General features: G+C 70.1%; 15 protein-coding genes and 1 pseudogene. 13 read left to right on the forward strand and 3 right to left on the reverse strand.

The features are described from left to right. The first annotated feature begins 8 nt into the window (after positions 1-8). From ACZ5XS_RS38745 to ACZ5XS_RS38770, 6 genes are all read left to right on the forward strand, one after another. Positions 9-317 (forward strand): DUF2469 domain-containing protein, encoded by a 309-nt coding sequence (locus tag ACZ5XS_RS38745; RefSeq protein ID WP_217234657.1) that lies wholly within the window; start codon positions 9-11, stop codon positions 315-317. A 152-nt stretch (positions 318-469) separates the two neighbouring features. Then, a complete protein-coding gene (locus ACZ5XS_RS38750) occupies positions 470-841 on the forward strand; it encodes a YraN family protein (protein ID WP_468659485.1) in 372 nt (123 codons plus the stop codon). A 1-nt stretch (position 842) separates the two neighbouring features. Further along, positions 843-2462 (forward strand): YifB family Mg chelatase-like AAA ATPase, encoded by a 1620-nt coding sequence (locus ACZ5XS_RS38755; RefSeq protein ID WP_468659487.1) that lies wholly within the window; start codon positions 843-845, stop codon positions 2460-2462. Beyond that, complete coding sequence (dprA, locus tag ACZ5XS_RS38760) at positions 2459-3619, forward strand: DNA-processing protein DprA (RefSeq protein WP_468659489.1); 1161 nt, start codon at positions 2459-2461, stop codon at positions 3617-3619. Before ACZ5XS_RS38755 ends, dprA begins: the two co-directional genes overlap by 4 nt. 281 nt (positions 3620-3900) lie before the next feature. Continuing rightward, complete coding sequence (gene whiG / locus ACZ5XS_RS38765) at positions 3901-4743, forward strand: RNA polymerase sigma factor WhiG (protein ID WP_217234646.1); 843 nt, start codon at positions 3901-3903, stop codon at positions 4741-4743. Positions 4744-4825: 82 nt separating this feature from the next. Continuing rightward, positions 4826-5383: a TetR/AcrR family transcriptional regulator gene (locus ACZ5XS_RS38770; RefSeq protein WP_468659501.1), complete on the forward strand. Its 558-nt coding sequence runs from the start codon at positions 4826-4828 to the stop codon at positions 5381-5383. Between the two features lie 605 nt (positions 5384-5988). Here the strand turns inward: ACZ5XS_RS38770 and ACZ5XS_RS38775 are convergent. Continuing rightward, positions 5989-6579, reverse strand: coding sequence for a murein hydrolase activator EnvC family protein (locus tag ACZ5XS_RS38775; protein ID WP_468659503.1), 591 nt, complete (start codon positions 6577-6579; stop codon positions 5989-5991). 283 nt (positions 6580-6862) lie between these two features. Between ACZ5XS_RS38775 and rpsB the strand changes: the two genes are divergently transcribed. From rpsB to ACZ5XS_RS38805, 6 genes are all read left to right on the forward strand, one after another. Beyond that, the gene (gene rpsB / locus ACZ5XS_RS38780) at positions 6863-7798 is read left to right on the forward strand and encodes a 30S ribosomal protein S2 (protein WP_468659491.1); all 936 of its coding nucleotides are present in this window, start codon (positions 6863-6865) and stop codon (positions 7796-7798) included. Positions 7799-7896: 98 nt separating this feature from the next. Then, entirely contained in the window at positions 7897-8733 is an 837-nt protein-coding gene (gene tsf / locus ACZ5XS_RS38785) for a translation elongation factor Ts (protein WP_217234643.1), read from the forward strand. A 176-nt stretch (positions 8734-8909) separates the two neighbouring features. Next, the gene (gene pyrH / locus ACZ5XS_RS38790) at positions 8910-9668 is read left to right on the forward strand and encodes a UMP kinase (protein ID WP_217234642.1); all 759 of its coding nucleotides are present in this window, start codon (positions 8910-8912) and stop codon (positions 9666-9668) included. Positions 9669-9799: 131 nt separating this feature from the next. Then, positions 9800-10357, forward strand: coding sequence for a ribosome recycling factor (gene frr, locus ACZ5XS_RS38795; RefSeq protein WP_217234641.1), 558 nt, complete (start codon positions 9800-9802; stop codon positions 10355-10357). Then, a complete protein-coding gene (locus tag ACZ5XS_RS38800; protein WP_468659493.1) occupies positions 10357-11571 on the forward strand; it encodes a phosphatidate cytidylyltransferase in 1215 nt (404 codons plus the stop codon). Before frr ends, ACZ5XS_RS38800 begins: the two co-directional genes overlap by 1 nt. 137 nt (positions 11572-11708) lie before the next feature. Next, on the forward strand, positions 11709-12158 hold the full coding sequence (locus ACZ5XS_RS38805) for an SRPBCC family protein (protein WP_468659495.1): 450 nt from the start codon (positions 11709-11711) through the stop codon (positions 12156-12158). Between the two features lie 138 nt (positions 12159-12296). Here ACZ5XS_RS38805 and ACZ5XS_RS38810 read toward each other — a convergent pair whose 3' ends face one another. Then, a complete protein-coding gene (locus tag ACZ5XS_RS38810; protein WP_468659497.1) occupies positions 12297-13268 on the reverse strand; it encodes a GNAT family N-acetyltransferase in 972 nt (323 codons plus the stop codon). 237 nt (positions 13269-13505) lie between these two features. On the opposite strand from ACZ5XS_RS38810, the pseudogene ACZ5XS_RS38815 reads away from it, so the two are divergent. Beyond that, positions 13506-13841: pseudogene (locus tag ACZ5XS_RS38815) on the forward strand (transposase); the annotation flags it as partial. A gap of 102 nt (positions 13842-13943) precedes the next feature. Here ACZ5XS_RS38815 and ACZ5XS_RS38820 read toward each other — a convergent pair. Further along, a complete protein-coding gene (locus ACZ5XS_RS38820) occupies positions 13944-14207 on the reverse strand; it encodes a hypothetical protein (protein WP_468659499.1) in 264 nt (87 codons plus the stop codon). Between the last annotated feature and the right edge of the window lie 134 nt (positions 14208-14341).

A 14341-nucleotide genomic window follows, 5' to 3' on the forward strand; every position in this document is an offset into this window, starting at 1 on the left:
AACATGCCATGAGCGCCGAGGACCTCGAGAAGTACGAGACCGAGATGGAGCTCAAGCTCTACCGGGAGTACCGCGATGTCGTCGGTCTGTTCAAATACGTGATCGAGACCGAGCGGCGCTTCTATCTGACCAACGACTACGAGATGCAGGTGCACTCGGTCCAGGGTGAGGTGTTCTTCGAGGTGTCCATGGCGGATGCCTGGGTGTGGGACATGTACCGGCCCGCTCGGTTCGTGAAGCAGGTGCGGGTGCTCACGTTCAAGGACGTGAACATCGAGGAGCTGAACAAGAGTGATCTGGAGATGCCGGGCAGCTGAGGACGGCTGAGGCCTGCTCGGGCCGGCCGAGGTCGGTCCGCTGAGATTTCCCCCGCCGGGGTGACGGGGTTTTCCACAACCGCCGAGTAGTCCACCAAGATCCACTTCTTGGGGGCGGTTGCGTGACGGTTGGCGCCGGAGGTGGTGCCGACATGAACACACATCAGGCACGCAGCGCACTCGGCAAGTACGGCGAGACGCTGGCCGCGCGGCGGCTGGCGGAGGCCGGAATGACGCTCCTGGAGCGCAACTGGCGCTGCGGCAGGACCGGTGAGATCGACATCGTGGCGCGGGACGGCGACGTTCTGGTCGTCTGCGAGGTCAAGACGCGGCGGGCCGGGTTCTTCGAGCACCCGATGGCCGCGGTGACCCCCGACAAGGCGCAGCGGCTGCGGGGCCTGGCCGAACGCTGGATCCACGCACACGGAGGGGCACCGCCGGGAGGCGTCCGCATCGACGTGGTGGGAGTCGTCCTGCCCAGCCGCGGCGCACCCGTGGTCGAGCATGTGCGGGGGGTGGCCTGAGATGGGTTTCGCACGTACGTGTTCGGTGGCGCTGGTGGGCGTCGAGGGCGTGGTGGTCGAGGTCCAGGCCGACCTGGAACCGGGGGTCGCGGCGTTCACCCTGGTGGGACTGCCGGACAAGAGCCTGACGGAGAGCCGGGACCGGGTCCGGGCCGCGGTGGTCAACTCGGGCGCCTCGTGGCCCCAGAAGAAGCTGACGGTCGGCCTGAGCCCGGCGTCCGTCCCGAAGAGCGGCAGCGGCTTCGACCTGGCCGTCGCGGCCGCGGTGCTGGGGGCGGCCGAGCGGATCGATCCACGGGTGCTCGCCGACATCGTGATGATCGGAGAAGTGGGACTCGACGGCCGGGTGCGGCCGGTGCGGGGCATCCTCCCGGCGGTACTGGCCGCGGCGGACGCCGGCTACGAGCAGGTGGTGGTGCCGGAGTGTGCCGCCGCCGAGGCCTCCTTGGTGCCCGGTGTGTCCGTGCTGGGAGTGCGCAGTCTGCGGCAGCTGATCGCGGTCCTCGCGGACGAGCCGGTGCCGGAGGAGGAGCCGGACGAGATGGGCCGCCCCGACCCGCTCCTCGCCGGCCTGCGGGTGCCGGGCACCGGCGCGGCCACGGGAATGCACGGCGTGGGTGCCGCACAGCTCGACCACGACCTCGCCGACGTCGTGGGCCAGACGTCGGCACGGACGGCCGTGGAGGTCGCCGCGGCGGGCGGACATCACCTGTTCCTGGAGGGACCGCCGGGGGCGGGCAAGACGATGCTCGCGGAGCGGCTGCCCGCCCTCCTGCCGCCGCTCGACCGCCAGGAGTCGCTGGAGGTCACGGCGGTGCACTCGGTCGCGGGCCTGCTGCCTGCGGGCAAGCCCCTGATCGACGTCGCGCCCTACTGCGCCCCGCACCACTCGGCGACGATGCAGGCGCTGGTCGGCGGGGGTCCCGGCATCGCCCGGCCCGGCGCGGTGTCCCTCTCGCACCGAGGCGTTCTCTTCCTGGACGAAACCCCCGAATTCAGCAGTCGGGCCCTGGACGCCCTCCGGCAGCCGCTGGAGGCGGGCCATGTCGTGATCGCCCGCAGTGCGGGGGTGGTGCGCTTCCCGGCGCGGTTCCTGATGGTGCTGGCGGCCAACCCGTGCCCCTGCGGCCGCTTCTCCCAGACGGACGACCTGTGCGAGTGCCCGCCCTCCTCGATCCGGCGCTACCAGGCCAGGCTGTCCGGCCCTCTCCTCGACCGGGTCGACCTGCGGGTCGAGGTGGACCGGGTCACACGTGCCCAGCTGACCGAGCGGGGCGCCCGGGGTGAGTCCACGGCCACGGTGGCCGACCGGGTCCGGGAGGCCAGGGAGCGAGCGGTGGCCCGTCTCGCCGGTACGCCGTGGCGCACCAACAGCGACATCCCCGGACGCGAGCTGCGCAGCCGCTGGCATGCCGTGGCCGGTGCCATGGACGACGCGGAGCGCAACCTGGAGCGGGGCGTCCTGACCGCTCGCGGGCTCGACCGGGTGCTGCGCGTGGCCTGGACCGTCGCGGACCTCGTCGGCCACGACCGTCCGGACGCGACGGACGTCGCCCTGGCGCTGCAACTGCGTACGGGAGTACCACGAGGCGTCCCCATGGCCATCGGAGCGCTGACATGAACATCGGCGACGATCCGGACGGTGAACTGCTCGGACGGGTCTTCCTCACTCGGGTCGTCGAGCCCGGCGACGAGATCGCCGGGCGGTGGGTGCGGGAGTACGGCGTGGGGGAGGTGGTCCGGCGGTTGCGGAACGGCGAGGTGCCGTTGCCGGGGGTGAGCGACAAGCGGTGGACCGGGCTGGTCGGCCGGGTCGCGGGAGCCGAGCCCGGCCGGGATCTCGCCGTCGCGCGGGAGGCCGGTGTGCGGTTCGTCGGTCCGGGCGATAGCGAGTGGCCGGGACAGCTCGACGACCTGGGGGACGCCCGCCCGCTCGGGCTGTGGGTGCGGGGCAGTCCCAGCCTGCGCATGTGGGCGCTCCGCTCGGTGGCCGTCGTGGGCGCCCGCGCCTGCACCGAATACGGCGCCCACATGGCGGCCACCCTCGCCGCGGACCTCGCCGAACGCGGCTGGGTCGTGGTGTCCGGCGGTGCCTACGGAATCGACGGCGCCGCCCACCGCGGGGTCCTCGGCGCCGGCGGTGCCACCGTCGCCGTACTGGCCTGCGGGGTGGACCGGCCCTATCCGCGCGGACACACCCAGTTGATCACCAGGATCGCGGAACAGGGCCTGGTCATCGGTGAGTTGCCGCCCGGCGACCACCCGACCCCGAGCAGATTCGTGCTGCGGAACCGGGTGATCGCCGCGCTCACCCGAGGCACTGTCGTCATCGAGGCCGCCCATCGCAGCGGTTCGCTGGTCACGGCACGTGCGGCACAGCGTCTGGGCCGCCACACCATGGGCGTGCCCGGACCGGCCACCAGCGGCCTGTCCGCCGGCGTGCACGAGTTGCTGCGGGGAGAGGCGGTACTGGTCACCGACGCCGCGGAAGTCGTCGAGCTGGTCGGTGACATGGGGGAGCTGGCCCCGGACCGGCGCGGGCCCGTGCTACCGCGCGACCTCCTCGACGCGGCGGCACGGCGGGTCCTGGCCGCACTTCCCGGTCGCCGCGCGGCGACGCCGGACGAGATCGCGCGCGGCGCGCTGACGACCCGGGACGACGCGGTCGCGAGACTGTACGAACTCCGAGCACTTGGTTACGTCGAACGACACGGCGACGGCTGGAAGTTGACACGCCAGGCAATGATCTCCGCGGGCGGTGACGGACGCGGGTGCTGACCGAGCGTGTTCGGCCGTCCGGGGGAACCCTGATGCCCTTGGAAATCCCCGCAGTTGACGCGATTCGATGATCACTCAGAGCGACGGATGCGACACGGTGGGGCGGCAGCGGAACGTATCTGCGCACAGTGCGAGGCACGCCGTTCGCGCACTGCGACGCTTCAGTCACGCTACGCTCACGTGGATTCCGCCACAGACAGGCGACTCGACATCAGAACGACATCAGTCCGACAGCTCACCCAGGCACCCCCACATCACGGCAGAACGACACAAGGCGACGAATGCCCCAGCACACCTCCGGGTCCGACCGGGCGGCGATCCCCCCAGCCGCCCGCGAGGGTGGCAGCGTGCGGCCGCCCGCTCCCTCGACGCTCGACGAGTTGTGGCGGTCGTACAAGGCGACGGGGGACGAGCGGCTGCGCGAGCAGCTGATCCTGCACTACTCGCCCCTCGTGAAGTACGTGGCGGGACGGGTGAGCGTCGGCCTGCCGCCCAACGTGGAGCAGGCGGACTTCGTGTCCTCCGGGGTCTTCGGACTCATCGACGCGATCGAGAAGTTCGATGTCGACCGGGAGATCAAGTTCGAGACGTACGCGATCACCCGGATCCGGGGCGCGATGATCGACGAACTGCGGGCACTGGACTGGATCCCGAGGTCCGTGCGGCAGAAGGCGCGCAACGTCGAGCGGGCGTACGCCACGCTGGAGGCGCGGCTGCGGCGGACGCCGAGCGAGGGGGAGGTGGCCGCCGAGATGGGCATCGCGGTCGACGACCTCCACGCGGTCTTCAGCCAGTTGTCGCTGGCCAACGTGGTGGCCCTGGAGGAGCTGCTGCACGTCGGCGGTGAGGGCGGCGACCGGCTGAGCCTCATGGACACGCTGGAGGACACCGCCGCGGACAATCCCGTGGAGGTGGCCGAGGACCGGGAGCTGCGGCGCTTCCTGGCACGGGCGATCAACACGCTGCCCGAGCGGGAGAAGACCGTGGTGACGCTCTACTACTACGAAGGGCTCACGCTCGCCGAGATCGGGAACGTGCTGGGAGTGACCGAGAGCCGGGTGAGTCAGATCCACACCAAGTCGGTGCTCCAGCTGCGGGCGAAGCTGGCGAGTTTCGGTCGCTGAGGCGGCGAGGCGACAGGAGTCGTTCCCGTCGGCGGTGGTCCGTCCGTAGAGTGGTTGAGTGCCAAGGATTCGAGCGGCCTCCGTGGCCGAGCACCGGTCGATGCAGCGAGCCGCCCTGCTGGACGCGGCTCGTTCCCTGTTGTCCGAGGGTGGGACGGAGGCGCTGACCTTCCCGGCCCTCGCCGAGCGGACGGGGCTCGCGCGGTCGTCGGTGTACGAGTATTTCCGGTCGCGGGCCGCCGTGGTCGAGGAGCTGTGCGAGGTCGACTTCCCCGTCTGGGCGGCGGAGGTGTCGTCGGCGATGGAGCGGGCCCAGGCGCCCGAGGGCAAGGTCGAGGCCTATGTGCGGCAGCAGTTGGCGCTTGTCGGGGACCGGCGTCACCGGGCGGTGGTGGCGATCTCCGCGAGTGAGCTGGACGCGGGGGCCCGGGAGAAGATCCGGGCCGCGCACGGCGGGCTCGTGGCGATGATCGTCGAGGCGTTGGCGGAGATCGGGCACGCGCAGCCTCGAATGGCGGCGATGTTGCTGCAAGGGGTTGTGGACGCGGCTGTGCGGCGGATCGAGCTGGGAGCGGCGGAGGAGCCTTCGGTGATCACGGAAGCGGCGGTTTCCATGGCGCTGCGGGGCGTCCAGGGCTGACGTCGGCCGTGGCCGGCGGGGGCGAGTCGCATGGCCCGGCGCGCTGCCGAGGTGCCGCCCGCGCCCACCCGTGCCGCCCCAGCGGCACGACTGCCCGCGGACTGCGCCCGGGTGTCAGTGAGGTGTCGGCCATGCCCGCCCGTGCCGCGGCAGCGGCGGGACGGCCCGCGGACTGCGGCCGAGTGTCGGTGGGGTGTGGGCCGCGCTCACGCGTGCCGTCCGCGTGTGGCCGTTCGCTCGGCGGCAAGACGCCGGCGGACAGCGGCCGGGCGTCGGTCAGGTGTCGGCCGTGCTCACGCGTGCCGTCCGCGTCTGGCTGTTCGCTCGGCGGCACGACTGCTCGCGGACAGCGGCCCGGCGCTGCCGGGGTGCCGCCCGCGCCCACCCGTGCCGCCCTTTGCGGCAGGACGGCCCGCGGACTGCGGTCCGGCGTCGGTGGGGTGTCGGCCGCGTCCATGCGTGCGCGGGGGCCGGGTGACCTCACCCTCGTCGGCGCGAGCAGCGCGCAGCAGCGCCATGCGTGCCGCCCGCGTCTGGTCGTTCGTCTCAGCGGTGTGACTGCTCGCGGACGAACGGCGTCGGCTGTCGGCAGTCACGACGGCTGATCATGGCGGCATCGGTACGCCGATCACGGGCAGAAGTCGCGACGGTCCTCCGGTGAGCAGCCACGGGGGCAGCAAGGAGAGCGGGTCCAGGTAGGTGTCGCCCCTTCTCAGGCCCCAGTGCACGCACGTGCCCGTGCAGTGGGAGCCGGTCGGCTCCACCGTGCCCACCACCTCGCCCGCCGCCACCGCCTCGCCCTTCTTCACCGACGCCCGTACCGGCTCGTACGTCGTTCGCAGCGGTGGGGCGCCCGCCCCCGGCAGCTCCACCGAGACGACCCCCTTGCCCGCCACCCGGCCCGCGAAGGACACCCGGCCCGCCGCCACCGCTCGTACCGGTGTGCCGGGGGCGGCCGCGAGGTCGATGCCCCGGTGGCCGCGGCCGTACGCCGTCGCCGGGGGTTCCCAGCCCCGGAGGACGGGCGGGCGGGTGCCCACGGGCCAGGTGCGGCCGAGGGGCGGGACGGAGGTGTCCGTGGCCGCCGGGCCGAAAGGGGTCGGCCGGCTGCTCGGCTCGGGCGCGCAGATCAGTACCGTCGCCGTGAGAAGCAGCAGCAACCCCGTCCACGTACCCGTGCCTCGCACACATCGCATCGCTCGCATGCGAGAACCGTCCCGCACCCGCCTCGATCGTGGCCGGGGCCTGTGGACCACTCCCCCGGTTGTGGACAGCGGCGTCACCCGGTGCCTCCCGGGTCCCGTACACTTCTTCTGGCGATCCGGGTCACCGGGTCGACTTCGCACGCCCCGACATCAGGCCGTCAAACAGCCGGTGTCAGCGCCTCTCGGTCCCTAGTGGCAAGGCGCATCGCGGGCGTCAGGCGCGAGTGCCATCCCGGCACGCGCGGCACAACCGAGAACACCAAGGAGAACGGCCATGGCCGTCGTCACGATGCGGGAGCTGCTGGAAAGCGGCGTCCACTTCGGTCACCAGACCCGTCGTTGGAACCCGAAGATGAAGCGGTTCATCTTCACGGAGCGCAACGGCATCTACATCATCGACCTGCTCCAGTCGCTGTCGTACATCGACCGCGCCTACGAGTTCGTCAAGGAGACCGTCGCCCACGGCGGCACGGTCATGTTCGTCGGCACGAAGAAGCAGGCGCAGGAGGCCATCGCCGAGCAGGCCACCCGCGTCGGCATGCCCTACGTCAACCAGCGCTGGCTGGGCGGCATGCTCACCAACTTCTCGACCGTCTACAAGCGTCTGCAGCGCCTCAAGGAGCTCGAGCAGATCGACTTCGAGGACGTCGCCGCGTCCGGTCTGACCAAGAAGGAGCTTCTCGTGCTCTCGCGCGAGAAGGCCAAGCTGGAGAAGACCCTCGGTGGTATCCGCGAGATGTCCAAGGTTCCCAGCGCCGTCTGGATCGTGGACACCAAGAAGGAGCACATCGCGGTCGGCGAGGCCCGGAAGCTCAACATCCCGGTCGTCGCCATCCTCGACACCAACTGTGACCCCGACGAGGTCGACTACAAGATCCCCGGCAACGACGACGCGATCCGCTCCGTCACGCTGCTCACCCGTGTGATCGCGGACGCGGTCGCCGAGGGCCTCATCTCCCGCTCCGGTGTCGCCACCGAGGGCAAGGGCGACAAGGCCGCGGGCGAGCCGCTGGCCGCGTGGGAGCGCGACCTGCTCGAGGGCGAGAAGAAGGCCGACGACGCCGAGGCCCCCGCCGCTGCCGAGGCCCCTGCCGCTGAGGCCGAGGCCGCTGCTGAGGCCCCCGCCGAGGCGCCGGCCGAGGCCGCTGCTGAGGCCCCTGCCGAGGCTGCCGCCGAAGCCCCCGCCGCCGAGGCCGCCGAGCAGGCCTGACCCCTCACGACCTTCGGGTTTCCGGACGGCGGGGGCCCACGAAGCCCCCGCCGTCCGGCGCCCGTAGACCTTCAGACTTCGAGAGAGATTCCAGAATCATGGCGAACTACACCGCCGCCGACGTCAAGAAGCTCCGTGAGCTCACCGGCGCCGGCATGATGGACTGCAAGAAGGCACTGGACGAGGCCGAGGGCAACGTCGAGAAGGCCGTCGAGGCGCTCCGTATCAAGGGCCAGAAGGGCGTCGCCAAGCGCGAGGGCCGCTCCGCCGAGAACGGCGCCGTGGTCTCGATCATCGCCGACGACAACTCCTCCGGTGTCCTCGTCGAGCTGAAGTGCGAGACGGACTTCGTCGCCAAGGGTGACAAGTTCCAGGCCGTCGCCACCGCGATCGCCGAGCACGTCGCCAAGAGCGCCCCGGCCGACCTCGAGGCGCTGCTCGCCTCCGAGATCGAGCCCGGCAAGACCGTCCAGGCGTTCGTGGACGAGGCCAACGCCAACCTGGGCGAGAAGATCGTCCTGGACCGCTTCTCGCAGTTCTCCGACGGCTTCGTGACGGCGTACATGCACCGCACGATGCCCGACCTGCCGCCGCAGATCGGTGTCCTCGTCGAGCTCGACAAGCCCAACGCCGAGATCGCCAAGGGCGTCGCCCAGCACATCGCCGCCTTCGCGCCGAAGTACCTCTCCAAGGACGACGTGCCGGCCGAGGTCGTCGAGTCCGAGCGCCGCGTCGCCGAGGAGACCACCCGCGCCGAGGGCAAGCCCGAGGCCGCCCTGCCGAAGATCGTCGAGGGTCGCCTCAACGGCTTCTTCAAGGACGCCACGCTGCTCGGCCAGCCGTACGCGCTGGACAACAAGAAGTCCGTCCAGAAGGTTCTGGACGAGGCGGGTGTCACCCTGAAGCGCTTCTCGCGCATCAAGGTCGGCATCTGAGTCCGTACCGCGATCGACGCGCGACCCCGATAGGGTCGGCAGCAGTCGTCCGCGTACGCCGTCACATGTGTGGCGGACGACAGCAGATCTGACGAGGAGGCCATTGCCGCGCATGGGTTGCGAACGACACCCCACCGGCAATGGCCTCCTCGTATGTGCACCATGAGGAGAACGCCATGACCACCAAGCCCCAGAAGAGCGACGACGGCAAAGTACGCGGGCGGTTTCTGCTGAAGCTGTCCGGAGAGGCGTTCGCCGGTGGCGGGGGCCTGGGCGTCGACCCCGACGTGGTGCACAAGATCGCCCGTGAGATCGCGGCGGTCGTGCGGGACGGCGCGGAGATCGCCGTCGTCATCGGCGGCGGCAACTTCTTCCGTGGCGCGGAACTCCAGCAGCGAGGCATGGACCGCGCCCGGTCCGACTACATGGGCATGCTCGGCACCGTCATGAACTGCCTCGCCCTCCAGGACTTCCTGGAGAAGGAGGGCATCCAGTCCCGGGTGCAGACCGCCATCACCATGGGACAGGTCGCCGAGCCGTACATCCCGCTGCGCGCCATCCGGCACCTGGAGAAGGGCCGCGTGGTCATCTTCGGCGCCGGTATGGGCATGCCGTACTTCTCGACCGACACCACCGCCGCCCAGCGCGCCCTGGAGATCGACGCCGAGGCGCTCCTCATGGGCAAGAACGGCGTGGACGGGGTCTACGACTCCGACCCGAAGACCAACCCCGACGCGGTCAAGTTCGACGCCCTCGGCTACGGCGAGGTCATCACGCGTGACCTCAAGGTCGCCGACGCCACCGCCGTCACGCTGTGCCGCGACAACAAGCTCCCGATCCTGGTGTTCGAGCTTCTCGCCGAGGGCAATATCGCGCGCGCCGTCAAGGGTGAGAAGATCGGCACGCTGGTGGGTGACCAAGTCAGCCAGGGCTGATGACCCCGACCGGAGGGATGGACAATGTCCTGCCGGTCGGGAACCGTGCAGGAAGAAGACGCGACGAAGCCGGCCGCCGCCCTCACCAAGGAACAGCAGCCGGGCCTACTCAAGACACGCAGGAGCAAGTGGTGATCGAAGAGACCCTCCTCGAGGCCGAGGAGAAGATGGAGAAGGCCGTCGTGGTCGCCAAGGAGGACTTCGCCGCGATCCGCACCGGCCGTGCGCACCCGGCGATGTTCAACAAGATCGTGGCCGACTACTACGGCGCGCCGACGCCGATCAACCAGCTGGCTTCGTTCTCCGTGCCGGAGCCGCGCATGGCGGTCGTGACCCCGTTCGACAAGAGCGCGCTGCGCAACATCGAGCAGGCGATCCGCGACTCCGACCTGGGAGTCAACCCGAGCAACGACGGCAACATCATCCGGGTGGTGTTCCCCGAGCTCACCGAGGAGCGCCGCCGCGACTACATCAAGGTCGCCCGGAGCAAGGCCGAGGACAGCAAGGTCTCCATCCGCGCGGTGCGCCGCAAGGCCAAGGACTCCATCGACAAGCTCGTCAAGGACGGCGAGGTCGGCGAGGACGAGGGCCGCCGTGCGGAGAAGGAGCTCGACGACACCACCCACAAGTACGTCGCCCAGGTGGACGAGCTCCTCAAGCACAAGGAAGCGGAGCTGCTCGAGGTCTGATGAACGACTCTTCCTGGGGCTCTCCGCCACACACCGGGCCATCTGCCGGGTACTGGCAGCCCACCGACCAGGGGCCTGTCCAGAGGGCCGACCCGGCGGGTCCCACGTACGATGCGCATGACGCGCAGCAGACTCGCCCCATGCCCATCGTGCCCGACGTACCCGCACATGGCGGAGACCAGGATGACGACCGGGGGGCCGCTCGGCTGAGCGGCCCCTTGTTCCGCGACGAGACGCCGCAGCCGCCGTACGAGGTACGGCAGTCGCGGCCGTACGACCCGCCGCAGGCCCCGTCCTACGGCCCTTACGACATGCCGCAGACGTCGTCCCACCGGACGGCGCCGCAGAATCCGGAGCCCATGCCCGACTCCTCGCAGCCGGCGTCCGCGCCGCAGAAGAAGAGCGCGGGACGTGACCTGAGTGCGGCCATAGGGGTTGGCGTCGGTCTGGGCGTGGTGATCGTCGCGTCGCTGTTCGTCGTCAAGGCTCTCTTCGTCGGTGTGATCGCGGTCGCCGTCGTGGTCGGTGTCTGGGAGCTGACCAAGCGGCTCGAGGAGCGCAAGGGCATCAAGGCGCCCCTCGTCCCGCTCGCGCTCGGCGGTGCGGCCATGGTCGTCTCCGGGTATGTCCGGGGTGCAGAGGGCGCGTGGGTGGCGATGGCGCTCACCGCGCTGGCCGTCCTCGTCTGGCGGATGACGGAACCGCCGGAGGGCTACCTCAGGGACGTCACCGCGGGCGTCTTCGCGGCCTTCTACGTCCCGTTCCTGGCCACGTTCGTCGCCATGATGCTCACCGCGGACGACGGCCCGCGTCGTGTACTGACGTTCCTGCTCCTGACCGTCGTCAGCGACACCGGGGCGTACGCCATCGGCTGGCGCTTCGGCAAGCACAAGCTCGCCCCGCGCATCAGCCCCGGCAAGACCCGCGAGGGCCTGCTCGGCGCGCTGAGCTTCGCCATGGTGGCGGGCGCGCTGTCCATGGAGTTCCTGATCGACGACGGCACCTGGTGGCAGGGCGTGGTGCTGGGCTTCGCGGTCGCGGCCAGCGCCACGCTGGGCGACCTCGGCGAGTCGATGATCAAGCGGGACCTGGGCATCAAGGACATGGGCACCCTGCTCCCCGGACACGGCGGCATCATGGACCGTCTGGACTCGCTCCTGCCGACGGCTCCCGTGGTGTGGCTGCTAATGGTGATCTTCGTCGGCTCCGGCTGATCCTCGTACGCCGTGCTCGTGAGGGCCCTCGCTTCTGCGGGGGCCCCTCGCGTTTCCGGGCGATGGCCTCTCCGGCCGCCGAGTGGGACGATTCCGGTGTAAGCCCGCAAACGGGTTCACTGTGGAAGGAGGGCGCCATGTCCGCCATCCGAGAAGTGATCGACATCGACCGCAGCCCCGACGACGTCTACACGTATGTCACGGACACCTCCCACCTGCCGGACTGGCAGCTGAGCGCGGTCTCCGCACGCCGGCTCGACAAGGGTCCGCTGCACGAGGGCTCCCAGGTCCGGGTCCTCCGGCGGATCGGCAGCCGCGAGATGCCGATGACCGTGGAGTTCGACGAGCACGTCCCGCCACACAGCTGGAGCCTGCACGGTGTCGACGGTCCCGTCAGGCCGCGCGTCCACGGTGAGATCGAACCGCTCGACGAGGGGCGGCGGTCCCGAGTGACGATCGACATCGACTTCGAAGGCCACGGCCTCGGCAAGGTCCTCGTCCCTCTTGTCGCCCGCCCGCAGATGCGCAAGGAGCTCCCGCGCGACAAGCAACTACTCAAGGACCGGCTGGAGCAGCCGATGGCATAGACCGGCTGGTGAGGGCGGACCGTCAAGGGGGCGGGGCGGGGCGGGCTCGGGCGGGTGACGACGCCAGGCACGCCGGCAGGTACGACGGCAGGTATGTGAGGCGACCGGGGCATCCGCGCAGGGGAGCCGCGGACCGCGTCAACGCCAGTCGTCGATCACATACGCCTCAGGATGGCTGTACCCGGGTTCGCTTGGCCTGTGCATGGTCACGCCCTGCAACCAGGTGCGGAAACCGCGGTCGATCATGCGCCGGTAGGCATCCGGGCGACCCAGGTTCATGCCGGCGTCCAGTTGCCCCAGCCCGCGCTCGGCGGCCAGCCGCTCACATGCGTCGAGCAGTCGCTCGAACCGGTCGGCGGCCTCCGGACCAGGGCGCACGGCGCCGAACTTGATCAAGCACACGTCCACGCCGGCCTCCGACCCGGCTCCGCAGTGGCAGACGGCCAGGCCGTCGAGCTCGGAGCCGGCGCCATGGAGCAGGATGGTGTCACCGAGTCCCTGCGCGTGCGCGGCCACGATCTCGCGTTCCAGGCTCAAACCCTCGTACACGTCTCCGGTCAGTGCGCGACAGAGACTCAGTGCGTCGGGCCGCTCGGCGGCGGACAGTTCGCCGTAGAGCACCCGGCCGGGGACCGCGGCAGCGTCTGTGACCTGCTTCTTCATGATGGCTGTGAGGAATCGAGGCCAGAAACCGTACCGGCGGTAGAGCTCGAGATGCTTGGGACTGTGCGCGAAGGTGAACAGGCCGAGGTGGCTATTCCCCCAGGCGTCGAAGCAGTCGATGACCGGCTTCATCAGCCGCCTGCCGATGCCCTGGTCCCACAGATCCGGACGTACGGTCAGCGGTCCGAAGAACCCGACGCTGCCCCAGTTGGCGGCGAAGTTCGATCCCACCACCTCGCCCTCGACCGTCGCCGCGAACGCGGCCTGTGGATCGGCCGCCCAACGGGTGCGGACGTAGTCGACGGTCCCGAACGGATCAGGTGCCCCCAGGAAGGTCCCGAAGGCGGCCCTGCAGATCTCATCGGCCCGATCCAGGTCCGCCTCATCCAGCGGGCGGACCGACACCGGGGCCGCGCCACTCGTGCGCTCCGCTGCTGGTAGGGCCATCACGCTCTTCTTCCTGCCCCCCGTTCCATCGCACCACGGAGGTGTGCCGCGGGCGAGGTGAACGGTCCGGCGCGACACCCCCGAGGATCGAGGACCGAGCCGGTCCACGCCGACCGACGTTGACAGGCGCCAACCAGGGGTGACCGCAAAGAGGGACGAGACGCTGGAACATCAGGACGAAACTCCGTGGCAGAGCCTCGTCGGCCGGCTGGTGGAGGTGGTGCGGGAGGCGAAGGCCTCGGTCGTTCGCGCGGCGGCTTCACCAGCAAGATTCACCTGAGCGCGGACGGTCGATGCCGCCCGCTGTCCCTGATCGTCACACCGGGGCAGCGGGCCGACTGCACCCAGTTCGTGCCGGTGCTGGAGAATATCCGGGTTCCCCGCTGCGGACGGGGCAGACCCCGCAAGAAGCCGGACAGCGTCGCGGCCGACAAGGCCTACAGCAACGGTCCTTGCCGTAAGTACCTGCGGCGACGCGGCATCCGGCACACGATCCCGGAGAAGGCCGACAGCCAGACCGCCCGCCTGCGCAAGGGATCACGAGGCGGACGGCCACCGGGGTTCGACGAGGAGCCGTCGCAACTCGCTATGACAAGCGCGGCTACGTCTTCCTCGGCACCGTCACCGCGGCCTCGCTCGTCATCTGGCTGCGGTCCTGAGGAACAATGAGTCCCGTCACCATCCCAGATCGGCGGGGCGCTGATGCCCGCACGGCACGAGGCTGCCGTTCTTGTCGACGACCTCAGCGTCATTGGCCGAGTTCACCCACACTGTGATGCCCTGAGCATGGACAACGACGTTGAACGGTGACTCCTCGGGATCCGACGCCGTCACGACAGTGAACTCCTCGCCGGGGCGCATCCAGTGATCAGTTCCCCAGGGCTCCACCCAGAGGCAGAGCATGCTCTCGGTCTCGTTGCCCACGCTGGTCTTCGACACACCAGAACCCTAACGAGCAGCATGATCGGCCGGACAGCTCCTAGTAGTGCTTCGTTAGGTTCTCGTTCTGGTTCTGCGGGTTTTGAGGGGGTGGCCGCAGGTGATGCAGGTGCCGGTCCAGCACCTCAGTAGGT

It is taken from the genome of Streptomyces sp. NPDC033131 (assembly GCF_055578365.1).